Source organism: Pseudomonas azerbaijanorientalis (assembly GCF_019139795.1).
Taxonomy (GTDB): domain Bacteria; phylum Pseudomonadota; class Gammaproteobacteria; order Pseudomonadales; family Pseudomonadaceae; genus Aquipseudomonas; species Aquipseudomonas laurylsulfatiphila.
In genome coordinates this window covers 2402658-2427913 of sequence record NZ_CP077078.1, presented here as the reverse complement: position 1 = coordinate 2427913, position 25256 = coordinate 2402658, and the positions used below count along the sequence as shown (strand labels likewise).

Here is a 25256-nt window from a genome sequence, read left to right as displayed (position 1 = left end):
CTTCAAATGCTGTCGCGCAGTCGATACCAGGCCTTGCCGATGGCTTCCAGCGGCGCGGCCAGGTATTTGCCGCCGGGGAAACTGCCGTTGTTCAGGCCCTGGTACAGGGACAGTTCGTCGGGCTGACCGAGGATCGCGTCGGACACCGCCCGCGCCGCGGCCAGTGTCGGCAGCACGCCATGCCCGGAATAGCCCTGCATCCAGTACAGATCGCCGCGCCGCCCGATATCCGGCGTGCGCTTGAGGGTCAGGTCGATGTGTCCGCCCCAGGCAAACTCCAGCGCCACGCCCGTGAGTTGCGGGAACACCCGCTCCAGGAACGGCCGGGTCGCCGCGGCGATGTCCTTGGGCATCCCGCCCAGGTAAGTGCAACCGCCACCGAACAGCAGGCGGTTATCCGGGGTGCGGCGGAAATAATCGAGCACGAACTGATTGTCGGTCACGCACACGTTGCTCGGCAGCAGCGCAGTGGCCTGATCCTTGGTGAGCGGCGCGGTAGCGACCTGATAGGTGCCGACCGGCAACACGCAACTGGCCAGTTGCGGGTCGAGCCGATCGAGGTAGGCGTTGCACGCCAGCACCAGCACATCGGCGCGAATACGACCGCGCTCGGTCGTCACCACAAAACCTTCGCCCTCCTCGCCATAACTCAGCGCCTTGCTTTGCTCGTAGATACGGCCGCCAGCCCGCTCAACCGCATCCGCAAGACCCAGCGCCAGTTTCAGCGGGTTCAAATGCCCGCCCTCGGGGTCGAACAGGCCGGCCTGATAACGCTCGCTGGCCACCCATTCCGGCAGCTGTTGCCGGGGGATGAATTGCAGTTTATCGTGACCCCACTTGTGGCTGGCCTCGTGCTGCCACTCGGTCAGCAGCCCCACTCGCCGCGGCATCACCGAAGTCCAGAGATGGCCGGCGCGATAGTCGCAATCGAACTCATGGCGGCCGGGCAGATCACGCAATTCGCGCGCGGCCCAGCGCATGCCGTCCCACAATCGCCGCGCCCGCTCGTATCCCAGCGCTGCTTCCAGCGGTGGCATATCGCACGACCAGCCGAGAATCGCCTGCCCGCCATTACGCCCGGACGCGGCCCAGGCCACCCGGCTGGCCTCGAGCAAGGTCACACGCTTGCCGGCCAGCGCCAGGCGCAACGCCGTGTGCAATCCACTGAAACCGGCCCCGATGATCAGCACTTCGGTGTCTTGCTCACCTTCCAGTGCGGTCCGATTGACCAGTCGATCGGCGCAGCTATGGGCGTAGTAACTGGCGACATGCCGGGTGGATTGCTGAAACATACGGCCTCGTGAAATTTTGTATTTTTAATTTCATGAAAAAATACACGATTAATTTCACGCAGGCAATGTTTCAAGGCGTAAAAGAAAAGATTCTGCAATAGGTGCGGGACTCGGCTTGAGCTCCGAATCCTCCCCCAGGGCTACCCCCTTTTGCCCTCGCCGAGAAAGATCTGCGCCGGCAGCTTGAAGTCGCGCAACTTGAGCAATGCCAGCGGCCCTGCGCCCAGTTCGGTGCGCAGGTGCCAGGTCAGGTCGAGGCCATCCGGTGCCCTGAGCTGCACGCGGTACTGGCTGTCGGTGTCGTTCAGCGCGGTGACTTTCGCTTGTTCCAGCAGGCGGATCAGGCCCCAGGTTCCTTCGTAGTCGCCGAACAGCCGTTCATTGGCCAGCACACTAATCCACAACAAACGCGTGCCCGGATGCTGGCTGAAGCCCGGCCAGCTGAAGCGCTGCCAGCGTTCCTTCTGGTTGAAGTACTCATGTTTTTCGCCATTGAGAATGAAGGTGGTCTGCACCACGTCACGCACCGGTTTGCCCCGCAGCTCGAAGCTCAGGCCCATGCCGCCATCGGTGTAGAGCACGTCGGCGAGGTGGCTGAGCTGGTTGATCGCGCTGAGGAACTGCGGATTGAAACGCAGACCCTGGCTGTGCCGGGCATCGGCCACCCAGCGGCTGCCTTCCTTGCGCAGCACGCCCCCCAGTTGCTGTTGCAGAAACTGTTCGATGCGCCCGGAGTCGGCGCGGATCATTTGCCCGAGCATCGGCAGCGAGGCATCGCTGCTGGTGGCGGCAAAGGGGTAGCGACCGGCGAAAGCGCCGTGCCAGTCCTTGACGATCGCTCGCTGCCACTGGCTGTTGAGGCCCGCCGTCGAGGGTTGCAGCACCCGTTGCCAGGCCTGCTCCAGCGGCTGCACGAACAGGGTCTGGCCGATCCCGTCCCATTCGGCGCCGAGGCTGGCGGCGAGCAGGTTGCCGTAGGCCCGGGTGTCGGTGAGGTCGACGCTATGCCCCTGGAACACGCTCTGCGCCAGGGCCTGAGTCATGGCCTGCGGGTTCGGCGCGTTGCTCACTTGCTGCAGCTTCAGGCGCACCCGCGTGACCCGGTTGAGGAAAGCTTGCAGGCTCAGGCGCTCGCTGTCGTTGTTACGCTCGGCGTCCTTGCCCAGCAGACTCAGCAACGGCCCGAAGGTGGCGTCCAGCGGACCACCCGGACCGCCGAGCGACTGCTCGATCGGCGGCACGCTGTCCTGGGCGATCAGCTTCTGCGCCGACTTGATCAACGACTCACCCAGGGCCTGGCCGCGCGTGCCGGCCTGCCCCTGCCAGGCCAAGGTATTCATCAGCGCGATCAGGGGCGACTGGCGCACGTCGCTCATCAGCGCCAGTTGATCGATCACCTCGCCCAGGCTGTCGACCGGTTGCCAGCGCAGGTGGTTGAGGAAGTCCAGCCAGGCGTTGGCGTAGTCCTGGAAGTAGCGCTCGGTCAGGCGCTCGCGCAGTTGCTCCGGGCTCAATTCGACGGCGAGGCTGGCGGGATTGTCGCTGAGCACCCAATCGATCTCCTCGCGACGAGCCTCGGCGATAGCGGCGATGGCCGGCCGCACCTGGCCTTCCCAGGCCTGGCGGGTGAACACGCCGGGCACTTCGGCCGATGTGGAGAACAGCGCCGTCGCCTCGGTGTCGCCGACCATCTGCTGCAGATTCAACGCCGGCGCGTGATGGGCCGCGCTGTCGAGAACGCTCTGGTACAGGCTGGTTTCGCCATTGCGCTGGCCGAGTTGGCCGAGCAGTACTTGGCGGGCCTGGGCCACCAGCCGGGGGTCGGCTTCGATGCGCCACTGTGGATGGCGCGCCAGTTGCTGCGCGTAGAACTGCCACAGGGTCGGCGACAGGCCCTGCCAGAGTCCCGGCGAGAACCCGGCGCGTTGCGGCTCGGCGTCGCTCAGCGTCTGGGCCAGGAACGCCGGATCGGATTTTTCCGGGCGCGCCAGCATCAGGTAGGCCTTGAGTTGCGCGTAGGCCACACCGGCACGCTTGCTGCGCTCGGGGCTGTCCGGCGGCAGTTTGACCAGCGCGTTGAGTTGTTGTTGCAAAGTGGCCGCGACCGGATCGCGCATCAGGCGATTGTTGGCCTCGACGTAACGCGGCCACAGTGCGGCCAGCAGCGCATCGTTTTGATTCAGGCCAAAACGCTGATACCACGGCGTGCCATGCTCGGCGCGGTAATCCAGGCGCCCGAGCTCGCGCACCAGTTCGTTGAACGCGAGGAATTGCTCATCGGCGCTTTGCGATTGTTCGAGGGTGGTCAACACGGTCTGCACCTGCGCGATCTGCACGCGGTTGGTGGCGAACGACAGCAGCAGGCCGGCGCCCCAGATCACTGCCAGACCCAGCACCGCTGCGTAGCCGATGCGCACGGCGCCCCAGCCCAGACGGCGACGGTGCACGGCTTTGTCGCCGAGCACGCCCTCCCAAGGCGGCGTAACATGCCACAGACACCCGGCATCTTCCGCGCCGCCCGTCAACGGCAGGCTGAACCACAAACCGCGCAACGGCACGCTCCGGGCAAAGATACGGAACATCGGCGCCAACGCCTGACGCCAGCGGGCAATGCCCTCGACCTGCAGATCGCGGGCCAGGCGCACCAGAAAATCGTTACCCATCGAGTCTTGCATCTGCCCCCAGCCGGCGTTGCGCAGGGGCTGTACCAGGTTGTCCAGAGCCCCTTCCACCGCCTGCGGCGTCACGGGGATGGGCAGCAGGCAACCGACCGGTTGGGTCGGGCGCTGGTCCTGTTTCCACTGGCTGTCGCAGACCTGCCACAGGTGCAGCGGTAGCTGCCAGCGCAGCTTGCGTGCCAGGGTTTGCAGGTGGCGTATGCCGTGGTCCATGGCGCGGGGGTCGGCGCTTTGTGGTTTGTTGAGGGCCCAGATGACGCCGTCGAGGGCACGCCAGCGGCTCAGCCATTGGCACAGGTTCAGTACCCTGTCGCTGGCAACAGTTTGCGTACTGCCGCCCCAGAGCAGGACGATGTCGTGACCTTCCAGCCAATGATGCTTGGCCAGGTCGGGGGCGATGGCGTTGATCTGCTCGGGTTCGCCGACGACCAGGAATACACGAACCTTGAACCGCCAGAGCAGGCCGTGTTGCTCGCGCAGGTGGTCATTGATCGCCGTGATGGTTCGTGCCACCTGGGACTCGACAGACTCCTCGAGGGAGACTGGCGCAGCCTGGCGAGCATCATCCCCCTCGAGCTGAAGATAATCGGCGCGCCCCAGTTGACGCCCCAGCCAATGGTAGCCACCCCGAAACATCACCCCGAGGGTGAGGACCGATGTCACCGCCAGCCAGATCCTGTGCCGGTCACTGCCGGCGGCAATCCCCAGCCATTCGGGATGGAGCCAGAGCACTCCCCCCAAGACCAGACCGGTGAGCAACATTCCACCGATCAGCACACCGATCCCTACAGAGCGTCGAAACTGCATTCGAGACTTCCTATATCGAAAGTGGAGACACCGGCATCAGCACCGTGCTCCAAAGCCCGGCCGTGGCAGCGCCACCACCACTGAAAATGAATTGCGGCCCAGCGCCGCGCTGAATCGTCTGTGTCGCAGCGGCGATCGCCAGCCAAGGCGACGCAACTCCTGGATGCCCCGGCAATGCATCGAGGTTGCACACACCTTCCGACGAATTGATTAACAGGGGGACTTCAGCCAGCACAGTGTTAATGGCGGCATATCGTTGCGCATCGATCCCCGCCCGCCAGACCCGTTCGACCGCCTGCGCTTGCAGGGGTACCCAGTCGAGGGCCTGGCGCGTAGCGTAGAGCAGGTCGGCGTCGGTCGGCTCGCGCTCTTGCTCTGGACGGTGGAGGTAGGCGATGGGTGCCAGAGTGGATTGCGTCAGGCGGTTGCCCAGCAACAAACCGACGGCAACCTCTGCCGTACCTTCGGGCGCTTGCGGGGTAAACTGCAGGGCCATTATCAGCAGCAAGGCCTGATCGTTGATGCGTTGATCAAGCCAGTGATCCACCGCCGCCAATCCACTGCCCTCGACGGGTGTAGTTGATTGGCGGATGCCGGAATTACGCCATGCCTGGTGCCACGCCGGACGCCACTGCGCTGGTGGTAAGCTGCAATCGACCTCCAGTAACAGGGCCAAAGGCTTATCGTCAGGCAATTGGTTAAGGATCGGTGCCAGGTCAGCAAGCCCCTGGGTTAATACAGTCAGCAATACCGCTTCCGGATCTTCATCTGAGTCATCAAACGAACGGCTGTGACTTGACTGCGCCTGAGCAGACTCGGTCCCACTCAGCAAAGCATTCAGAGGTGAAACCGGTTCCGCCGCAGGATCTTGCAAAGAGGTGTACAAGTTCGCTGCCAACACTTGCTGCGAACGTCGCCCCTGACGAATTCTGCGGATCATGTCCTCTTCGCGCGCTTCATCCCAACCATCGGCAGCAGACTGCCCACCGACATGCAGCAGCATTCGGCTGAAAGCCAATGCACACCATACGAGGAACGGAAAACCCAAGGCCCAGTTCCAGAAATCAACTGTCTGTTGGCGCAAGGGTTGATCGGCGAATAAAAGACTCCCGCCTACGCCCAGCAACAAGCACAGCAACAGCAAACCGAGCCAAAGCCAAATACGAGGTCGTGCAGGACGTGCGGCAAGAGCGGGCACCTTATCCAGTCGAACGGGCATGACTAACTCGCTCCCACTTCAGGCAAGGAGGAAATCAACGCGCAACCACAGATGCATAAATGACCGTCAAAGGCGACTGGAATGCCTTGGTCTTTAAACACAGGGTGCCCCACGGCAATCACCGTGCAGCCATGGCCAGGAATCGGACACAGCACTGGGTCTCCTTGGCGAGCCACGCCGATACCGGTAAATTTCATCGCGAGCGAACCAGAGAGGACCGTACCGCCGCCGGTTGTTTTGTCACCGATACGGATAATGTTTTTCATGTTTTATCCTTAATCAAGAAATTTAATTTCATCCGTGTTTGTTTGTTGAGTGCTGCTAGACGAACCTAATTTCGCCATACTCACGACCAGAAAAGAATGCATTGAAACCTCAGCACCTTAAACACTTAGCCATGACGCCTGCCAAAATCAACTAATTTTACTTGCCTAATTTTTATACTCATTAACGCTTACCCTACACTGAGGGGGCATAAAAAAAGCCGAGACGATTCAAATCGTGTAGGGCAGTCAATGTATTCTGAAAGCTTGTTTACACGTTCGTAAGTTTGATCAATCAAGCATATGTATTTACTGATCGCACTTCCGCTATTACCTTTTTCGGCCTCTGCCATGAAGTCGCACTCCTTATCACGAAACGTAATCCACTGCCGCTGAGCTTGTTTAAGCGCATTAAGACGCCTTTCAGTACGTTCATGCGACTCAACTCTAAAATTTTCATCAAAGCTAATTACCATGCTGTGATACCGCTTGTTTAGTATGGCGTCGGAAACTGAGTACTCTTTTTTAAGGCATACTATTATTTTTTCAGCATGGTCTCCCCAGTGCTTTAGGACGTAATTGAAGCAATTATTAATATTTTTGTTGATCTCCTTTTTGCTAAAAATCTTTTCGCCTTCGCCTGCTTCTTCAGAAAAGCCCATGACTGGTAGAAAAGCCAAAATCATTATGCCAAGCATTTTATGCATGGCTTGTTTTGTTAAGAACTGCATGTGCAATAACCCTCTTTAAGATTGACACTTTCATTACAAAAAAGTGATCTACTAGCTTATGAGAAAACATCGCTTAACAGAACACAATTGTTTCACCTACACCAGGAGCGCGGTCACTCAGATTTGAAATCTTATTATTATCATAAAACCTATATACTCGCTTCCTCTAAAATATTTTCTACAAATAACTTTCTATGAGTCACTTCATTTAGAATGCAGTTTTCTGTTAAGAGCCCCCCTCGCTGACCTCCTAACTCATTGTATGTATCGCAAAGTTTTTTAATATACATATTCCATAGTTGCTGGCTTTCAGTGATCAACTTCACTAATCCCCTCATAGAAGGATCTTTGCTAGCAGCACTAATGCTAATTTCGATACTTTTTTTTCGCCTCCCTATTTCCGACTGCACACATGAAACTAATTCTGAGTGGATCGCTTGGGCCTCAACAATACAACGGGCATACTCTTGAGGCCTCTCTATTGCCACCGAATAAAGTTCACCACCATTAACAAAGCCAACAAAAAAACAACTTATCGCAAATAGCACACCTCGTACTGCGAAAGCGTTATTCAACTTCAGCATCAGTTATCTCCAGCTCTAATAATTTTCTTTTCTCATCCACCGCCCTAGCGAGCAGCCCTGGCTGCAATGTAGGTGAGCTTGCGAAAAGACGAGAATTGTTAGCAACTTTATAATCTTGAACCGCACATATGATGTCTTCCACCGACATTGAAGACAGCGTCGATCCTTGCAAGGCTCGCTTGATCAATTTAGTTTGCGGGCCAAATTGGACACTCGTAGACCAGACCATATCATGTAGCGCTGCGATTTTATTGGAAATGGGAAATCCAATCCCACTCAATATGACATTCACCTGCACATCATAATGTGTCTTTTTTATGTAGTTGTGCTGTGCCTCTCTAAACTGTTCAGGATAATTTCTTGCAGTGCTTTTCCACTTTTCATTAAATTCACTAGTTCCGGCCTCCAACCCAGAAAACGCCTCGACATAAGCAGACTTTTCAATAAAATCCTGAACAACACCCATTTTTGAGGACATTTGGTAGACCCCATAAGAAACCCCTCCGTGATCACCACTTCCTGTTGAAACTACGCCCGGACCTCGACCTCCTGACTCGTAACGTTCAGAAGTGGTCCCTAGCATCCACAGGCTGCTTTTTTTCCGAGCAAACAATCCAACTAACCCCAACGGATGAAAATGATAAGGCCGCCCCCAAGGCGGCAACCCCACTCTCTCCGCCACTTCACTCCACCAGCCCATCTGCTCGATCCGCTGTTTCTCTGCCACCCAGTTCAAATGCGGCGTCGAGCCGCTGTGGCCGAGCAGTTCATCCAATGCATCCCACTTTTGCTCCTTGTAAAACCACTCGCTCTCCTTACGCAGGACCAGCTGCGAGATCGCCTGTGCCTTGGCGGGCAGGCGCAGGGCCGCTTGCAGTTCGTCGGCGGTCATTTTGCCGTCGCAGTTGCGGTGGATGATGTCGCACAGCCGGATCTTCATTCGGCCCTTTTGGTCTCTTTCCGCCAGGTGGCTAAAGCGCTCGTGCTGAGCGTCGCTGAAGCGATTGACGGCGCTGAAAAACGAAGCCATGGCGTGTTTCGGCAGGCTGTAGTCGAAAATGACTTCATAGCCTTCCCACGACCAGGAGCTGAGCCAGGGCGTGAGGCCGACTTCCTCACGCACCCAGCCGTTGAGCAGCTTGTCGTCCGCGTCATGAAGCAGGCCATCGAGACGGTACCAGTTGTAGGTTTTCCCGCTGGCACCAGTAGGCACCCGAATTTTCCGCTCGGGTGGCAAGCCATCCAGCAAGCTCTTGGGCACCAGCAGGTCGGCATCACTGCAGGGGTTGTCGCTGCTCCAGATGGGCAAAAGGCTGGCGCTAATGTGATCCTGATGCGCCGCCACGGGCGTGCCCCTGGCAAGCTTCAGCCAGGTCTTGTCCTTGTCCGGCAGGCGCTGGGCCCAGGCGCGGCTGTCCTCGAAGAACTCATCGATGTCATCGCCACTGAACACTTCCAGGTGCAGCTTCTGTTCGGACCGGTCCGCGCCGCTGTCCTGATAATCGCCAAGGTGACCGATCAGGTCCCCAGCCTTGATCGGCACCGGCTGCTCGAGCACCACGATCCGATCTACCGCCTGCGGTTCCTGCAGGCTTTCCAGCGAGTTGAAATGCACATACTGGTTGACCCGTTCCAGCTTGCGGAACGGGCCCTCGCCACTGACCGTGACGACGGTGCCGGTCGGCAGTTCCATCAGAATCTCGCACGGATCTTTCGGTTCGGCGCGAACGCGGACCAACTCTTTCGACGACTTGATGCGGTGCTGGTTGCCTCCAACCGGCTGCAGAATGCTGGCGGCGATGTAGCCCGCCAGCGAACCATCGGCTTTGACGAGTTTGGCGGGGCCGAGACGGTCTTCCAGCATGCGATAACGCCATTTGCCGCTGACCGTCACCACTGCACCGCGCGGCAGGAGGTCGATCACCTTGCCTCCGTCTTCATGACGCACGTTCAGGCCCGGCTCTGGCTGGCCCGCAAGAACGTCGTTCACCGTCTGCTTGACGCGCAGGGCCGTGCTCTGCGGCCAGTAGGCTGGACGTGGGAGGGTGGAGTCTTCATGGTATTTCGCCCAGTCCCGCAGGTGCATGTACAGGCTGTAGAAAGTCAGGCTCGGTGGCGTATCCGCACTGCCCTGGATTTTCGGGGGCTGCAAGCGGTGCCGCACCAGCACGAAATTGCGCGCGAAGGGTTTGTCGACGGTGAGGGTGTCGATGAAGTAGCGCGTCTTGGGCGAGTGCGTATCGACGCGGAAGGCCACCACTTCACCGTCGGCCAGGCAATGCACCGCTTGTTCCTGGGGGATGCCGGTGCCACTGTCGAAATGCACGCCGCCGTGAAACAGACCGCTGCGACCGATCGGATAGTAACCGGCCGCAGCGTTGGCCAGGTGGGTCAGTTGTGCCAGCGGGCCTTGTGTGTCCTTGAACGGATGGCACCAGTTCTTCAGCGGCGCTGGCGTCTCGGATGGCGGTGGCGTGTGGATGGGCCGGGTATCGCGCGTCGGCAGGATGATCGGCGCGCTCGGCCGATCGAATCGCGCGTCCCTGTGGTTGCGGTGAAGTCCGAAAAGTCGGGCAAGTAAACTGGCCATGTTGAGTGTCGCTCCTTGTTGTGCAAAGGGATCAGGCAGAGAAATCCGACAGTCTCACAGACTTGGTTTGGTGCTCGGATAACCTGGAAAGCGTGGGCATTTCCAGCGTTTGCCTGGCTGGGCCGCTGTATTCGAAATTTGCGGCTTTGATGTTGTGGTCGCCCCTCGTACCGGATTCGATACCGCCCTCATCCAGGCTGAAATAGCTGCCACCGCCATTAAGGATGATTTTTTTCTTGGCGGTGATGTGGACTTCGTCCTCGGTGCTGGTGATCTCCAGGCCATGGCGGGCGATCAGTTCCAGCTGGTCGTTTTGCGCTTGGACGCTTATCGGGCCCTGATTGGCGATCAACTTGATCCCCAGCTTGCGCACAAACAGGCTCAGCCCCTGCCCTACGCCGATGAACAGGCGCTTGACCACGCTGAGGTCGGCTTCACCGCCGGCGTTGAGCATCAGGTTGTGTTGCGCTGCCAGTTGCAGGTGCTTTCCGCTGGTCAAGGCGATGCCTTGCGGCGCGCTGAGCAGCAGGACTTGTGACTTGAGCTGTTCGAGGTCCTGGCGCAGCAGGTTCAACTGCGCGGCCACGTCTGCCGGTTCGGCATGGGCGGCCTGGGCGTCGACCGAGAGCTTTTGCAGCTGTTCGCCGGCCTGTTGCAGGCGGCCGACGGCAGCGTCCATGTCCAGCACCGGGCCCTGCGCCTTGGCCTGTGCATCGGCACTGATGAACAGGCCCTTGCCGCCACGAATCGCCCCCCATCCATCCGTCCTCAGCTCAAACCCTTCCCCCCGCTTCTGCTTCCTGGCATCCACCAGATGCCCCAGATTCAACTGGCTCTTGCCCCCAAACTCGGTACTGAGCTTGACGTGCTCTTCCCCGCGCCGGTCTTCCATGCGCAGCTTGTTGTTGGCCGGGGTGCGCAGCACGTTGCGGGTGTAGTCGCGTTTGCCCAGGGTCACGTGGTCGGGGTGCTGGTCGTCGTGCAGGGCGTGGGCGATGTAGGGTTTGTCCGGGTCGCCCTGTTCGAAGGCGATGGCCACTTCGGTGCCGCAGATCAGCGGCAGGTGCAGGCCGTGGGTGTCGCCGGCGTAGGCGCGGGCCTGGCGCAGCCATTTGCTGTCCTGGCCGGGTTTGCGGGTGTCGCGGTCGAAGAGGAATCTGACCCGGTAGCGGCCTTCCAGATCGATGTCGGCGTAGGGGTCGTGGGCCTTGGGGCTGGTGACCCGCGCCGGCAGGGTGCCGGCGATTTGCGGTTTGGGCGCGAGCGGTGGGCGGAAGCACAGGCGTTCGGCGTAGGGCATGGCTTCGAAATGGCATTCGAAGCTGCGGTCGCGGGCGGCGTGGGTGGTGAGGCCGGTGAGCACCGCGCCGCGCGCGAAGGCCTGGGGCGCGCCGCCGCTGATGTTCAGTACCTGGCCGGGGGCCAGGGTGGCGCTGCTGCTGGTGCCGCTGAGGTGGGTCTGTTGGTTGAGGTAGCGCTCGTGGCGCAGGCGCGCGTAGAAGTAGCCGCTTTCGCTGAGCAGGTCTTCGTCCTGGTGGTAGGCGTTGCCGAGCACGCTGTAGGGTTCGGCGTAGTGGTAGGCCTCGCCGTAGGTGTGGGGTGCGCCATGGGTGGCCGGCTCGCCGCGGGTCTGGTCGACTTCGCCGTCGAGGTAGGCGCGGGCGTCGCGGGGGTGGTAGGCGCGCACGCTGACTTGCTGTTCCACCATCTGGTGGCGGGTTTGCAGGGCCCAGACGGCGTCCTCGCCGCTGCTGCTCAGGCCGGAGGGCGAGCGCATCGGCAAGGCGACGTCGAACTGGTAGCCACGCTGGTCGTCGCAGAACTCGACGACGTCGATGCTCAGGCGTTCGTCGCTGGTGCAGCGGTACCAGATGCCGACGTCGGCCAGCAGGCGGGTGATGAAGTCCAGGTCGCTTTCGTTGTATTGCATCACCTGTTCGCGGCGCGGGTACTCGCGGTGCAGGCGGAAGAAGAAGTCCTGGCCGAGAAAACCGTGGCGGCTGCGCAGGATGCTCTCGACGATTTCCGGGACGGATTGCTGCAGGTAGAGGCGCGTTTGCCGGCCACGGGCGAGCCGTCCCAGGCGCGGTTGCAGGGTGATTTCGTAGCGCGCTTCGTCGACCGAGCCGGACAGGCGCTGGCAGCCGCTGATCACGCCGTAAAACGTGCGCAGCGGTTTGACTGGTTTGGGTACTTCCCACGCCATCAGGGGCAGGGTTGACGGCGCGGCGTGCAGGCTGAACTGGGCGTACTGGCCGAGCAGTTTTTCGGCGCCGAGGTCGAGGTGGCTGGCGGTGAATTCGACGGTGTAGGTGAACGGCTGGCTGAGGTGTTCTTCGCCCCTGAAGGTGAGGACGTCGAGGGTGGTGTCGAGGCCGTCGACCTGGAGTTTGTGGCGGCTGTGGTCGAAGAAGGTGCGCAGTGCGGTGCTCATGGTCAGGCCTTCCTGGTCTGAGGGGGGGACGTGCAGGAAAGGCTGTGCTTTCACCCGAGTCCTGGGGGGGCGAAAGCATTCAAGAGGTTGGCTGGAATGAAAATCAGGTATTTCTGGCAATTGCGTAGGACGCTTCCGCATTTTGGAAGTGCATGTCGATACGCATGGCTGTTACAAGGAATGAAACATTGAGCGGGGTTAGCGCAATAGCGAGTATTTTTCATGCTTATGTAGATCAACCACGTCTTTCCCGGTAATCCGTGAGTAATCAAAAAATCCCGCCCAGGCTGACCTTGGCGGGATTTTTTCGAACTACGTTATTCAATCAACGCGGTTGACGACTCAGGCCACAGGAATCATCGGATCCGCCGAAGCCAGTGCGATGGCACGATCTGCCGCCGGTGGGTAGATCCACTGGGTGTTGATCTGGGTCTTCAGTGCCTTGGCCTCTTGCTTGATCAACTTGACCTGACGGTCCCAACCCTCGGTGTAGACCGCGCCCCAGGCGCCGAGGTCCAGGCAGGTCACGTATTTGGGCTGGCTGTACGGCGTCGGGTCGACACCGAGGATCTGCGCCGCCACGTTGTTGCCGGCATGACGACCCAGCGAAATCGCGTGCTGACAGGTCATCAGGGCGTAGTTGCCGATCTCGTCACTGGCTGCGTAGGCCACGTCGCCGGTGGCGAAGATGTCGTCCTGGCCAATCACTTTCAGGTGGGCGTCGACATGCAGGCGGCCCAGGCGATCGCGTTCGGCCGGGATCTGTTCGGTCAGGGAGCTGGCGCGAACGCCGGTGGTCCAGACCACGGTCTTGGCATCGATACGCGCACCGTCGGACAGAGTGACGCCGTTGGCATCGACCGACACAACCGAGGCTTTCAGGTGCCATTTCACGCCGGTCGCCACACTGGCCTCGACGATCGATTCAGCGATTTCCTCGCCCATCGAGCCGCCGATTTTATCGCCACGGTCAACGATGATCACATTGATGTCGGCTCGGTCGCCGAGGATGGCCCGCAGGCGGGTCGGCATTTCAGTCGCCGTTTCGATCCCGGTGAAACCGCCACCAGCCACCACCACCGTGTTGCGCGCGTTGCTTTCGGGTTGATTGGCCAGCGCCTTGAGGTGGTTTTCCAGGCGCACGGCCTGTTCGATCTGGTCGACGTCGAACGCATGTTCGGCCACGCCCGGAATGTTTGGCGAAGCCAGGCCGCTGCCGGTGGCCAGAACGAGTTTGTCGTAGCTGCAGACCTGTCGGGCACCGGCGGCATCGACATAGCCGACCTGCTTTTGCTCGACATCGATGGTTTGCGCCGCGCCCTTGATGAACTTGACCCCGACAACATCGAACAGATCGCCGATCGGCGCAGCCAGTTGGTGGGCGTTCGGTTCGTAGAAGCGCGGGCGCACACGCAGCTCGGCCTGGGGCGCCAGCACGGTTACCTCAACGTCGTTGTGGCCGTGAATGTCGAACAGGCGCGTGGCGCTCAAAGCTGTCCACATGCCACCGAAACCTGCGCCGATCACCAGAATGTGCTGTTTCATTTTTAACTCCAGGGGATAAACAAGGGTTGTGAGTCACGCTCATCGGGAGCAAGCATGAGGTCGGTGTTTTTCGAGAGTCGTCGACCTATGCCGCTCGAACAACTACGACTCTATTGATCCGAGTTAAATCCTGCAACCCGTTTTTTTTGATGGCAGCCATCGAACGCGTCGATGCCTGCGCAGAAAAGCCTCAAGAACGTACATGACAAGGGTTTTTCGAGCTGAAAAAGAAAATTCAGGACACGACGATTCGTTGCCTGGCTTAGGCTCGGCTGCTAGAATTGGCGACTAATCAAGTCGGAGATCTGTATGTCTCTTTACAGCGCAGGTGTCGAGTACGGCATCCACTGCCTGCTTTTTCTCGTCGGCAACGGCGGCGATTCGCGCGAAGCGAGTGTCCGCGACCTTGCCGAACTGCAAGGCGTTCCCCTGGACTATCTGGCGAAAATCTTCACCAAGCTGGCCAAAAGCAAGCTGGTGGTCGCCACCGAAGGCATGCGCGGAGGCTTCAAGCTGGCCCGGCCCGCCGACGAAATAACCCTGCTGGATATCGTCAACGCCATCGACGGCCGCAAGTCGATCTTCGATTGTCGGGAGATCCGCGGCCGTTGCGCAGTGTTTGACGGCACCCCGCCGGCCTGGGCACTGGACGGTCCGTGCGCGGTCCATGGGGCGATGATGGTTGCGCAAAAACGCATGGAAGAGGCCCTCGCCCAACAAACCATCCTCGACATCGCCAGGAAATTCGGGCGCAAGGCCCCGGCAGAATTCGGCGTCAAGGTGGAGAGCTGGATGAACGAGCGTCGGGAAAGGAAAAGCAGCGCCCAGGCCAATGAGCAGATCATTCCTGCGACCAACCTTTCAGACTGCCCCCCATAAAAAAACCGGATGCACGCCAGGCATCCGGTTTTTCTCGGTTCAGGCGAAAAACGGTGGGTGACCGATTTTCACCCTCTCGCACTTACAGGCAGTCGCGCACGATTTTGCGCAGGTCGCCGGATTTGGCCCAAGGTGGCCCCTGATACAACGAAACCCGGCTGCCGTCCTTGTGTTTCACGATATCCAGCACTTCATCGGCCGTTATCACGCTCGGTGCGGTGATCCGGTAGCCGTTGGAAATCGAAATCTGGGTCGTATTCGATACTTCCGTCTGCCAGGCGGGCAAAACGCACGCCGCATACTCTTTTGGCGTCTTCTCGCTGTGCTTGCTGACATTCGGCTCGCCCGGTACCAGCGACGCCGGCAACGAACATCCGCCCAGCAATGCCAGCGCGACTCCCCCCATCAACATCCGCATGCTGCTTCCTTAAATTCGAAAAGAGAAAATGTAGCTTGCCGTCGACCGTACATCCATCCCGACGATTCGGCGAGTCATTGATATCACTTCGCCCAATTAGTTCCTTGCAGGCTGTCATTTGACATTGTCCTGCCGTGAACCAGAGCAGACAGCGCATTTTCCCGTTCGCTTTTCCCGACCAAAGGAAACCTCGCTGATTCAGATGAACACAACATCCGCTCCGGTAAACGGGTCTAAAATTGCGGAATGCAGCGTTCAGGAGGTCATCATGTGGCTTAACGAATCGGAACAGCAACTTCGGCGTGATCTGCAAGGGCTTGCGTCAGATTTGCGCTGGTCGGCGGTGGAGCTTTTGCGCATAGAACAGCAGTTGCGCCAGCTCGGCAGCGAAGTCGACGCGCAAGCCGTGCAAAGACTGTGTGCCTTGTTTCAGGGTGATGAAGAAAAACTGTCCGGCTATGCCGAGGAAGTGAAAGCCAAGGTCATTAGCCGCAACAAGGCTCAATAGCGGGGGCGCTGCCATGAACAGGCCACTATTGACGCTGGTCGTCGCACTGACCGCGTTGGCAGGCTGCAGCACCAACTCGATCTATCAGAACCAGCCGCTGGTGGCGAAAGTCGACACCGGCATGACCCACGAGCAAGTCCGGCAAATCGGCGGCCAGCCCCTGGCGGTCACCGATCGTACCGTTGAACCCGGTACCTGCTTTGACTACAAACTGACTCACGAAGGCCATCAGCAGGCGTACAACGTCAGTTTCGATGGCCGCGGCATGGTCGACCACAAGGGCTTCATGACCTGCGCGCAATGGAGTCACACGCAGCAAAAGGCCCGGGAACCCTCCCGCCCCAGTGGAGGCGGTGGCTATTAACACTGTAGGAGCGAGCTTGCTCGCGATAAACGTCCGGACAACGCGTTCATTCAGACAGGGCGCGTCATCGTTGACGTCCATCGCGAGCAAGCTCGCTCCTACAGGAGATTGACGTCATTTTGTTTGATGACGGACGGCGCGCGCCCTGTAGCCGGGCAGTGACGCGGCAAACGCCAGTGCCTCCTCTCGACTGTTGAACGAGCCAAGCCGGTCACTCCGGGTGCATACCCGCCAGGGGCCGTTGTTCACGCTGAGTACGTCATAGCCGTTCATATGCATCTTGTTCAGCATCGAAACGTTCATGGTCACCTCCTCCTGGGCAGTGCTATCAGGTCGACTTGTTCACCTTACACCCGCCCTTCTCCAAAATACCGACCAGACGTCGCCATGGAAATTCCCTTGCCATCCCTGGATGCGTTGTAGCCCCTAGGGGGCGTTAGCCAACGCCGTCGCAGCCCTGTCGATCAAGGCCGCCACTTCGGCGGGCATCGACGCCAATGACGCATGGCTGGCGTTCAGGGTCAGAATCTCCCGGGCGTTGAGCCGCGCGGCCATCCATTGCTGGTTCTGTGGCGCGATCATCCGGTCGGCGGTCGAGATCTGATACCAGGATGGCTTGTTCTTCCAGGCCACCGTGCCAATGGTGTCGCCGAAGGTAGTCGCCAGCGGCGCTTTCTGGGTAAGGCCCATGACCAACCCTTCGGTCGCCGGCAGGTCCTGACAGAAGCTCTCGTGGTAGAGCTCGGGCTTGACCCACAGATAACCGTCGCTATCGGGCGTCAGGTTGGCCGCTGCCGCAGGCAGGTGCCGTTGCGTGATACCGCCGGGGCTTTCACCGGCGTCCGGGGCGAACGCGGCGATGTACACCAGCCCGACCACATTCGGCAAATCACCCGCTTCAGTGATGACTGCGCCGCCATAGGAATGCCCCACCAGCAGCACCGGACCGGACACCTGGGCGACCATCTTGCGCGTACGCTCGGCATCCTCGGCCAGGGACGTCAGCGGTAACTCGACAGCACGAATGTGCGTGTCGCCCCGGCTGAGCAATTTGACGATGACCTTGTTCCAGTGGGCGGCACCGCCCCAGAAACCATGGACCAGCACGATCGTGGGTTTGTCACTCATCACCATGACTCCGTTTGCCGATGGGGTTGTTCGTCGCTCGCGTCAGCCCTGATCGCCGCCGCCCACGGGCATGATCATGCCGGTGATATAGGACGCTTCGTCGCTGGCCAGAAACAGAATAGCCCCCGCCTGCTCATCCAGGGTGCCGTAGCGTTTCATCAAACTGCTGTCGAGGGTCTGGTCGACGATCTGCTGGTACCAGAGTTTTTCCTGCTCGCTTTGCTCGGCACCATTGCGGGGTATGCGTCGCGGCGGTGCTTCAGTGCCGCCAGGCGCCGTGGCGTTGACCCGCACGCCACGACCGGCGGTTTCGAACGCCAGACAGGCGGTCAAGGCATTGACCCCACCCTTTGCCGCACCGTAGGGCACGCGATTGAGGCTGCGGGTGGCGATGGAAGAGACGTTGACGATCGCCCCGCTGCCCTGCTCCAGCATGAACGGCAGCGCGGCGTGGCAACACCACAAGGTCGGGAACAGCGAACGACGGACCTCGGCCTCGATCTGCGATGCCTCGTAGTGCTCGAACGGTTTGGCCCAGATGGTGCCGCCGACGTTGTTGACCAGCACATCGAGGCGCCCGAAGCGCTCGACGGCGGTTTGCATCACCCGGCTGCATTCGTCGTATTGCTCAAGGTCGGCGGTCAGGGCCAATACCTGAGTGGTCGCGGCCAGTTGTTGCTGCACTTCGAACACCAGCTCGGAACGATCCACCAGGATCAGCTTCGCCCCTTCGGCTGCCATGCGCTCGGCCACCCGCTGCCCGATGCCTTGGGCAGCGCCGGTGATCAGCGCGACTTTTTCGTGAAATCTGTTCATATGTACCTCATCGGTCAATGACGATGTATCGGGCGATACCCAATCCTGTGGGAGCGAGCTTGCTCGCGATTGCTGACTCACAGGCAACCTGGATGCTGAATGTTCCGGCCCCTTCGCGGGCAAGCCCGCTCCCACAATGGATCTGTGTCGTGCACAGAATCAGCGGCCGCCCCCCATTAACTGTGGGAGCGGGCTTGCCCGCGAAAGCGGACTTACAGACGACATCAATGCTGAATGTTCCAGCCTCTTCGCGATCAAGTCGAATCGCCGCACCGCCGCTCCCACATTGGGTCGGCTCACGCCGCGCTGGCAGCAAACTTTTCGTAGTAGAAGTTCGCAGGCGCGATGCCTTGCTCGCCAATGAACTGGCTGACGGCCTCGACCATCGGCGGCGGACCGCACAGGTAGACGTCGACGTCCCCCTCGTTCAAATGCTTTGGCTCGATGTGCTGGGTCACGTAGCCCTTGAGCGGATGCTGGCTCTCGGGGCTGGCGACGCAGGCGCTGAAGGTGAAGTTGGGGATGCGCGCGGCAAACGCTTCGAGGCGGTCGATTTCCACCAGGTCGAAATCGTGGGTCACGCCGTAGATCAGATGCAGCGGATGATCGCTGCCCTGCTCGGCGATCTTCTCCAGCATCGCGGTGAACGGCGCCAGCCCGGTGCCACCGGCCAGCAGCAACAGCGGCCGACGGATGTCACGCAAGTAGAAACTGCCCAAGGGGCCTGCCAGGCTCATGCAATCGCCGGCCTTGGCCATGCCGGTGAGGAAACTGCTCATCAAGCCACCGGGCACGTTGCGGATCAGGAAGCTGACTTCGCCATCGCGCTGCAGCGAGCTGAACGAGTAGGCGCGGGTCTGTTCGCTGCCGGGGATTCCCAGGTTCACATACTGCCCAGGCAGGAACGCCAGTTTGCTCAGGGCTTCGCCCTTGATCGACAGTGCAATGGTGCTGTCGGACAGCTGGCGCACGGCGCTGATGGTCGCGTCGTAGCTGGCCTGACGGGTGCGGCAGACCTCGGAGGACGTCGGCACCCGCACCACGCAATCGCTCTGGGCGCGCATCTGGCAGGTCAGGACAAAACCCTGCGCGGCCTCTTCAGGGCTGAGGGCGTCTTCGATGTACTCCTCGCCCAAATCGTACTGACCGGCTTCGGCAAAACACTTGCAAGTGCCACAGGCGCCGTCGCGGCAGTCCAGCGGGATGTTGATGCCCTGGCGGTAAGCGGCATCGGCCACGGTCTCGCCCACGTTGGCGTCGATGAAACGGGTGACGCCGTCTTCGAAATTGAACGCAATGGAATGGGTCATGACGCCAGCCTCACAAGTGGTAAACATCGATGACCTGACGAACGTAGTCGTTCTTCAGGATCACTTTCTTGGCCTTGATCAACGGGTTTTCACCGCGCATGTCGAGGGTGTAGAAACTGCTGCCGAAATAGCTGTCGACGGTCTTGTAGCGAAAGCTCAGGGTGTGCCAGTTGAAGCGCACCTTGCACAAACCGTCGGCCTGTTCGAGCAGCTCGATGTTGCTGATGTTGTGGGAGGTGCGGGTGTCCGGCACGCTGGCGCTGGAGCGCTCGGTCTTGATGCGGAAGACGCGGTCTTCCAGGCCGGTGCGGTTGCCGTACCAGATCAGCGAGATTTCCCGTTGTGGGTCCTCGGTCAACTCGTCGTTGTCGTCCCAGGACGGCATCCAGAAGGTCGCGTCCGGGGCGTACAGTTCCAGCCACTGGTCCCACTGGCGGTCGTCCAGGTAACGCGCTTCGCGGTAGAGAAAGTCGCGCACGCTGTCGTAGGTGATGGTCATTGCACGTCCTCCACGGCGATCAGTTTCGACTGCTCAAAGGCCAGGGCCTTGAGCATGGTCTGCTGCCAGTATTTGTGTTGCAGCACGAACAGACCTTCGTCTTCGGTGCGCACACCACTGAGCAGCGGGTGCAGGTCGATCTCTTTGGCGGCTTCGTCAGCGCCTTCGATCCAGTGCTCGGCACCACGGGACATGTCGTTCCAGGTGGTGACGCTGCCCTGGTAGCTGGTCTGGCAGGAACGGAATTCCTCCAGATCGTCCGGCGTGGCCATGCCGCTGACGTTGAAGAAGTCCTCGTACTGACGAATCCGGCTGGACCGGGCGTGGTCGCTCTCGCCTTTGGGGGCGATGCAGTAGATGGTGATCTCCGTACGGTTGACCGAGATCGGCCGGGCGATGCGGATCTGCGAGCTGAACTGGTCCATCAGGTACACGTTGGGGTACAGGCACAGGTTGCGCGAGTTCTCGATCATCCAGTCGGCGCGAGCCTTGCCGAAATCCTGCGCCAGCTCATCGCGGCGCTCGTACAGCGGACGGTCCTCGGGGTTGGCCCAGCGGGTCCAGAGCAGCATGTGGCCCTTGTCGAAGGAATAGAAACCACCGCCCTGCTTGGCCCAGCTACCGGCGCTCATGGTCGGGTTGGTGTCACCGGCTTCACGCTGCTTGCGCTGGTTCTGGGTGGCCGCGTAGTTCCAGTGCACGGAGCTGACGTGGTAGCCGTCGGCGCCGTTTTCGGCAGTGAGTTTCCAGTTGCCTTCGTAGATGTAGCTGGAAGAGCCCCGCAGCACTTCCAGGCCATCGGCGGACTGGTCGACGATCATGTCGATGATCTTCGCCGACTCGCCCAGGTGCTCGACCAGTGGCACAACATCGGCCTTGAGGCTGCCGAACAGGAAGCCGCGATAGGACTCGAACCGCGCGACGCGGGTCAGGTCGTGGGAGCCTTCGCAGTTGAAGCTCGCGGGATAACCGGCGTTGGCCGGATCCTTGACCTTGAGCAGCTTGCCGGAGTTGTTGAAGGTCCAGCCGTGGAACGGACAGGTGTAGGAGCTTTTGTTGCCAGACTTGTGCCGGCACAGGGTCGCGCCACGGTGGCTGCAGGCGTTGATGAAGGCGTTGAGCACACCGTCCTTGTTGCGCGCGATGAAGATCGACTGGCGCCCCATGGTCGTGGTGTAGAAGTCGTTGATGTTGGGGATCTGGCTTTCGTGGGCCAGGTACAGCCAGTTGCCTTCGAAGATGTGTTCCATCTCCAGATCGAACAGACGCGGGTCGGTGAACATCTCGCGCTTGCAGCGATAGAGGCCCTGCTCGGGATCGTCTTCAAGCAGGGAATGCAAATATTCGGGTCGCAGGGTCATGGCCGCCGCCTCCATTGTTATTGTTCAGGCAGGGGTCATGCTAGGACGGTGGATCAGGCGGGAGTATCCGCGGGGTGCAGACCTTTGTCCGTTTTGTGCAGATAACCCTGTAGGAGCTGCCGCAGGCTGCGATCTTTTGATTTTGTTTTTTAAGACAAGATCAAAAGATCGCAGCCTTCGGCAGCTCCTACAGGGGGTGTGCGTGATTTCAGTAGCGGCGCTTGAGGGTATCGGACGGCAATTCGCCGAACTGCTTGCGGTAGCTGTCGGAGAACCGTCCCAGGTGCAGGAAGCCGTAGTCCATGGCCACTTCGGTGATGTTGCGCACGTTGCATGTGGGGTCGCTGAGGCAGGCGTTGATGGACTCGAGGCGCTTGCGGCGGATGTAGTTCTTCGGCGTGTCACCGGCATTGCGTTCGAACAACCCGTACAACGAACGCAAGCTCATGTGGGCCTGGCGCGCAAGTTCTTCGCTGTCGATGTCCTGCTTGAGGTTATTGGCGATGTAATCGGCAATCGCTTCGAACGTGGCCGCCTGCGAGCCCGGATCTAGGCGACTGACGTTGGTCTTCATCAGGCTGAGCATCTTGCTGACGATGATCTGCGTGTAATGCTCCTGCACCCTGGGGATCTGCTCGGTGGATTCGGCCTCCTGGCAGATCATCGCCAACAGGTTGACGAAACCTTCCAGTTCATTGAGCTGATAACGGTTTTCCAGAAACCGCACGCCCTGCTCCGGATAGCGCCAGCGCTGCTCATCGCAGACCGTTTCAAACAAACGGGTCGGGACCTTGAGGATGAATTTCTCGCAATCGGCGGAGTACGTCAGGTCCACCGGATCGTCGGGGTTGATCAGCAGCAATTCGCCGGGGGCGAAGTAATGCTCCTGGCCGTGTCCACGCCACAGGCAGTTGCCGCGCAGCAGCACTTGCAGGTGATAAATGCTGTCCAGCGCACCGGACGTCACGCGCACACTGGCACCGTAGCTGATGCGGCACAGGTCGAGGCTGGCGAATTTGCGATGATCAAGGCTGGCCAGCGGGCTGCCGGCACGGGGCATGAGAATGCAGTGGTTACCGACGTGCTGATTGACGTAGCCCGACACGGCGTAAGGGTCGGCATGGTCGAATACCCGGCTGCGCTGACTCAACAGTTGCGCTTGCATCATCAGGTCACTCTCGTTGTTGTTATGAGTTGCGTCGGTCCATTCTAGAGCCGAACCCCTGTAGGAGCGAGCTTGCTCGCGATGGACTTGAGGACGCCGCGGGACATCAGGCACCCAGCGTCATCGTTGACGACCATCGCGAGCAAGCTCGCTCCTACAGGGGGCGGGGGTGATCAGTCTTCCAGTGCGCGGACCCGCTCGTGGCGCTGCTGTTCTTCAGGTTGTGCAGACGACTGCAAGGTGAAGTCAAATTCGATTTCGGCAAAGCGACCGCTCACGCCATGGGCCGCTGCGCGCTGCTGATCGTCGCTGAAGGTGATCTTGGCGATCAGTTCGTCGCGGGTGGCGTAGGCGAAATCGTCGTGCAGGTATTGATCGCCGTCGAGGTTGATCTGGGTGGTCAGGTGGCGATGGTCCGGCGCGGAAATGAAGAAGTGCACGTGGGCCGGACGCTGGCCATGACGGCCCAGTTGATCGAGCAGTTGCTGGGTCGGACCGTCCGGCGGGCAGCCATAGCCCGACGGCACGATGCTACGGAAACGGTAGCGGCCTTCAGCGTCGGTCACGATACGGCGACGCAGGTTGAATTCCGACTGCGAGGCATCGAAGTACGAGTAGGTGCCGCCGGTGTTGGCGTGCCAGACGTCCACCACAGCCCCGGCCAAGGGTTCGCCGGCGGTATTGAACACGCGACCTTGCATGAACAGGGTCACGCCTGGATCGACGCCGTCATCCAGGCGCGCCTCGCCTTCGGACAACGGCGCACCGGCCACGTACAGCGGGCCTTCGATGGTGCGCGGGGTGCCGCCGGTCTTGCCGGCCTGCTCGTCTTCGGCATCCATCAACAGGTCGAGGTAGTGCTCCAGGCCAATACCGGCCACCAGCAACCCGGCTTCCTGGCGCGCGCCCAGCACGTTGAGGTAGTTGACGGCTTTCCAGAACTCTTCCGGGGTCACGGCCAGGTCTTCGATGATGTTCACCGAATCACGCAGGATGCGGTAGACCAGTGCCTTGGTCCGTGGATTGCCGGCGTCGTTGAGCAGGCCGCTGGCTTCTTCGAGAAATTTCTGGACTTCGGCAGTGTGGGAAATTTTGACGTTCATTTTTCAGGGTTCCTCATCTTGTAATTATTAGCGTAGCGCTGAGCAGGCAGGGCTCAGCGGTCATCGTCACGGATGGAAGACGGATGCCGGCACATCGCGTCGATTTCGATGGCCATGTAGGGAAACAATGGCAATTGCATCAGCAGGTCATGCAGTTCCTGAACGCTGTCGACATCGAACACGCTGTAGTTGGCGTAGTGCCCGGCGATGCGCCACAGGTGACGCCACTTGCCCTGCTCTTGCAGGCGCTGGGCCAGGGCTTTTTCGTCAGCCTTGAGTCTGGCTGCCGCCTCCGGATTCATGTCGACCGGCAGGTTCACGGTCATTTTTACGTGAAACAGCATAATGCTCTCCTCAGGCTTGATGAGTGGTCTTGTCGCGACGGAAGAACGCCAGGCGCTCCTCATCCAGGCTCAGGCCAAGGCCCTGTGTTTTCGGCACGTGCAGTTCAAAATCGCGATACACCAGCGGCTCGCTGAGAATGTCTTCGGTCAGCAGCAACGGGCCGAACAGTTCGGTGTCCCACGCCAGTTTGTTCAGGGTGACGAAGGCATGGGCCGACGCCATCGTGCCCAGGCCGCCTTCGAGCATGGTGCCGCCGTACAGGGCGATACCGGCCGCTTCGGCGATGCAGGCGGTACGCAACACGGCGCGCGGGCCGCCGTTCTTGGCGATCTTCAGGGCGAATACCGAGGCCGCGCCTTCGCGGGCCAGGTTGAACGCATCTTCCACGCATTCGATGGATTCGTCGGCCATGATCGGCGCCGGGCTCATGGCGTTCAGGCGGGCCATGCCGGCGCGGTTGTTGCGCGAGATCGGCTGTTCGATCAGGTCGATGCCGTTGCTGCCGAGAATTCGGCAGGCACGTATCGCGACGGCTTCGTCCCACGCCTGGTTGACGTCGACACGCACGCTGGCGCGGTCACCCAGGGCTTTCTTGATGGCGATGACGTGGGCCAGGTCGCGGTTGACCTCGCCGGCACCGATCTTCAGCTTGAAGATGCGATGGCGGCGCAGGTCGAGCATTTTTTCCGCTTCGGCGATGTCTTTTTCCGTGTCACCGCTGGCCAAGGTCCAGGCGACGGGGAGCGCATCACGCACGCGGCCGCCGAGCAATTCACTGACCGGCAGGCCAAGGCGTTTGCCCTGGGCATCGAGCAGCGCGGTTTCGATACCGGATTTGGCGAAGGTGTTGCCACGGATGCTGCGCTCCAGGCGCAACATGGCGGCATTGACGTTGCCGCTGTCCTGGCCGATCAACAAGGGTGCGAAGTGCGTATCGATGTTGGTCTTGATGCTGTCCGGGCTTTCATTGCCGTAGGCCAGGCCACCGATGGTGGTGGATTCGCCGATGCCTTCGATGCCGTCGGCGCAACGCACGCGAACGATCACCAGGGTCTGGTTCTGCATGGTGTGCATGGCCAGCTTGTGCGGGCGGATAGTCGGCAGATCGACGATGATCGTCTCGATCGACTCAATGGCGGTTGCAAGCATTTCGATACCCGTCAGGTTCTTGAAGTTCTGAGTCGGATTCTCATACGGCTTTTTCCGGGCGGCCAATA

At 60.3% G+C, this 25256-nt stretch carries 23 protein-coding genes; 3 read left to right on the top strand and 20 right to left on the bottom strand.

Annotated features, from left to right (window positions below):
• Positions 1–2: 2 nt before the first annotated feature.
• From KSS91_RS10725 to KSS91_RS10685, 9 genes are all read right to left on the bottom strand, one after another.
• Positions 3–1292 (bottom strand): NAD(P)/FAD-dependent oxidoreductase, encoded by a 1290-nt coding sequence (locus tag KSS91_RS10725; RefSeq protein ID WP_015095709.1) that lies wholly within the window; start codon positions 1290–1292, stop codon positions 3–5.
• A gap of 140 nt (positions 1293–1432) precedes the next feature.
• The gene (locus tag KSS91_RS10720; RefSeq protein ID WP_217837889.1) at positions 1433–4777 is read right to left on the bottom strand and encodes an ImcF-related family protein; all 3345 of its coding nucleotides are present in this window, start codon (positions 4775–4777) and stop codon (positions 1433–1435) included.
• Positions 4778–4787: 10 nt separating this feature from the next.
• On the bottom strand, positions 4788–5996 hold the full coding sequence (locus KSS91_RS10715; protein WP_217837888.1) for a KPHS_23130 family T6SS system protein: 1209 nt from the start codon (positions 5994–5996) through the stop codon (positions 4788–4790).
• A 2-nt stretch (positions 5997–5998) separates the two neighbouring features.
• On the bottom strand, positions 5999–6262 hold the full coding sequence (locus tag KSS91_RS10710; protein WP_217837887.1) for a PAAR domain-containing protein: 264 nt from the start codon (positions 6260–6262) through the stop codon (positions 5999–6001).
• Between the two features lie 188 nt (positions 6263–6450).
• Complete coding sequence (locus KSS91_RS10705; RefSeq protein WP_217837886.1) at positions 6451–6990, bottom strand: lysozyme inhibitor LprI family protein; 540 nt, start codon at positions 6988–6990, stop codon at positions 6451–6453.
• Between the two features lie 149 nt (positions 6991–7139).
• A complete protein-coding gene (locus tag KSS91_RS10700) occupies positions 7140–7574 on the bottom strand; it encodes a hypothetical protein (protein WP_217837885.1) in 435 nt (144 codons plus the stop codon).
• Positions 7558–10164 (bottom strand): VgrG-related protein, encoded by a 2607-nt coding sequence (locus KSS91_RS10695; protein ID WP_217837884.1) that lies wholly within the window; start codon positions 10162–10164, stop codon positions 7558–7560. The genes KSS91_RS10700 and KSS91_RS10695 overlap by 17 nt, the downstream gene beginning before the upstream one ends.
• A gap of 31 nt (positions 10165–10195) precedes the next feature.
• Positions 10196–12598: a type VI secretion system Vgr family protein gene (locus KSS91_RS10690; protein WP_217837883.1), complete on the bottom strand. Its 2403-nt coding sequence runs from the start codon at positions 12596–12598 to the stop codon at positions 10196–10198.
• Positions 12599–12940: 342 nt separating this feature from the next.
• Complete coding sequence (locus tag KSS91_RS10685) at positions 12941–14143, bottom strand: NAD(P)/FAD-dependent oxidoreductase (RefSeq protein ID WP_217837882.1); 1203 nt, start codon at positions 14141–14143, stop codon at positions 12941–12943.
• 309 nt (positions 14144–14452) lie between these two features.
• Between KSS91_RS10685 and KSS91_RS10680 the strand changes: the two genes are divergently transcribed.
• Positions 14453–15022, top strand: coding sequence for an RrF2 family transcriptional regulator (locus KSS91_RS10680; protein WP_217837881.1), 570 nt, complete (start codon positions 14453–14455; stop codon positions 15020–15022).
• Positions 15023–15104: 82 nt separating this feature from the next.
• On the opposite strand, the gene KSS91_RS10675 is transcribed toward KSS91_RS10680, so the two are convergent.
• Positions 15105–15440 (bottom strand): hypothetical protein, encoded by a 336-nt coding sequence (locus tag KSS91_RS10675; protein ID WP_217837880.1) that lies wholly within the window; start codon positions 15438–15440, stop codon positions 15105–15107.
• Between the two features lie 268 nt (positions 15441–15708).
• Between KSS91_RS10675 and KSS91_RS10670 the strand changes: the two genes are divergently transcribed.
• On the top strand, positions 15709–15948 hold the full coding sequence (locus KSS91_RS10670) for a hypothetical protein (RefSeq protein ID WP_095967696.1): 240 nt from the start codon (positions 15709–15711) through the stop codon (positions 15946–15948).
• 13 nt (positions 15949–15961) lie between these two features.
• Positions 15962–16312 (top strand): osmotically-inducible lipoprotein OsmE, encoded by a 351-nt coding sequence (gene osmE / locus KSS91_RS10665; protein WP_217837879.1) that lies wholly within the window; start codon positions 15962–15964, stop codon positions 16310–16312.
• A gap of 114 nt (positions 16313–16426) precedes the next feature.
• On the opposite strand, the gene KSS91_RS10660 is transcribed toward osmE, so the two are convergent.
• The 10 genes from KSS91_RS10660 to KSS91_RS10615 all read right to left on the bottom strand — a co-directional run bounded on the left by KSS91_RS10660 (position 16427) and on the right by KSS91_RS10615 (position 25188).
• Positions 16427–16615, bottom strand: coding sequence for an SPOR domain-containing protein (locus KSS91_RS10660; RefSeq protein ID WP_015095715.1), 189 nt, complete (start codon positions 16613–16615; stop codon positions 16427–16429).
• A 123-nt stretch (positions 16616–16738) separates the two neighbouring features.
• Positions 16739–17440 (bottom strand): alpha/beta hydrolase, encoded by a 702-nt coding sequence (locus KSS91_RS10655; protein ID WP_217837878.1) that lies wholly within the window; start codon positions 17438–17440, stop codon positions 16739–16741.
• A gap of 42 nt (positions 17441–17482) precedes the next feature.
• On the bottom strand, positions 17483–18256 hold the full coding sequence (locus KSS91_RS10650) for a 1,6-dihydroxycyclohexa-2,4-diene-1-carboxylate dehydrogenase (RefSeq protein ID WP_217837877.1): 774 nt from the start codon (positions 18254–18256) through the stop codon (positions 17483–17485).
• A gap of 296 nt (positions 18257–18552) precedes the next feature.
• Positions 18553–19566: a benzoate 1,2-dioxygenase electron transfer component BenC gene (gene benC / locus KSS91_RS10645; RefSeq protein WP_217837876.1), complete on the bottom strand. Its 1014-nt coding sequence runs from the start codon at positions 19564–19566 to the stop codon at positions 18553–18555.
• A 10-nt stretch (positions 19567–19576) separates the two neighbouring features.
• Complete coding sequence (gene benB / locus KSS91_RS10640; protein ID WP_217837875.1) at positions 19577–20065, bottom strand: benzoate 1,2-dioxygenase small subunit; 489 nt, start codon at positions 20063–20065, stop codon at positions 19577–19579.
• The gene (gene benA / locus KSS91_RS10635; protein ID WP_217837874.1) at positions 20062–21426 is read right to left on the bottom strand and encodes a benzoate 1,2-dioxygenase large subunit; all 1365 of its coding nucleotides are present in this window, start codon (positions 21424–21426) and stop codon (positions 20062–20064) included. The genes benB and benA overlap by 4 nt, the downstream gene beginning before the upstream one ends.
• 208 nt (positions 21427–21634) lie before the next feature.
• Positions 21635–22594 (bottom strand): AraC family transcriptional regulator, encoded by a 960-nt coding sequence (locus KSS91_RS10630; RefSeq protein WP_302470003.1) that lies wholly within the window; start codon positions 22592–22594, stop codon positions 21635–21637.
• 170 nt (positions 22595–22764) lie between these two features.
• On the bottom strand, positions 22765–23694 hold the full coding sequence (gene catA, locus KSS91_RS10625; RefSeq protein WP_116582624.1) for a catechol 1,2-dioxygenase: 930 nt from the start codon (positions 23692–23694) through the stop codon (positions 22765–22767).
• Between the two features lie 53 nt (positions 23695–23747).
• On the bottom strand, positions 23748–24038 hold the full coding sequence (gene catC / locus KSS91_RS10620; protein ID WP_007978984.1) for a muconolactone Delta-isomerase: 291 nt from the start codon (positions 24036–24038) through the stop codon (positions 23748–23750).
• A 10-nt stretch (positions 24039–24048) separates the two neighbouring features.
• Positions 24049–25188, bottom strand: a complete 1140-nt coding sequence (locus KSS91_RS10615; RefSeq protein WP_217837873.1) for a muconate cycloisomerase family protein — start codon at positions 25186–25188, stop codon at positions 24049–24051.
• Positions 25189–25256 lie beyond the last annotated feature (68 nt).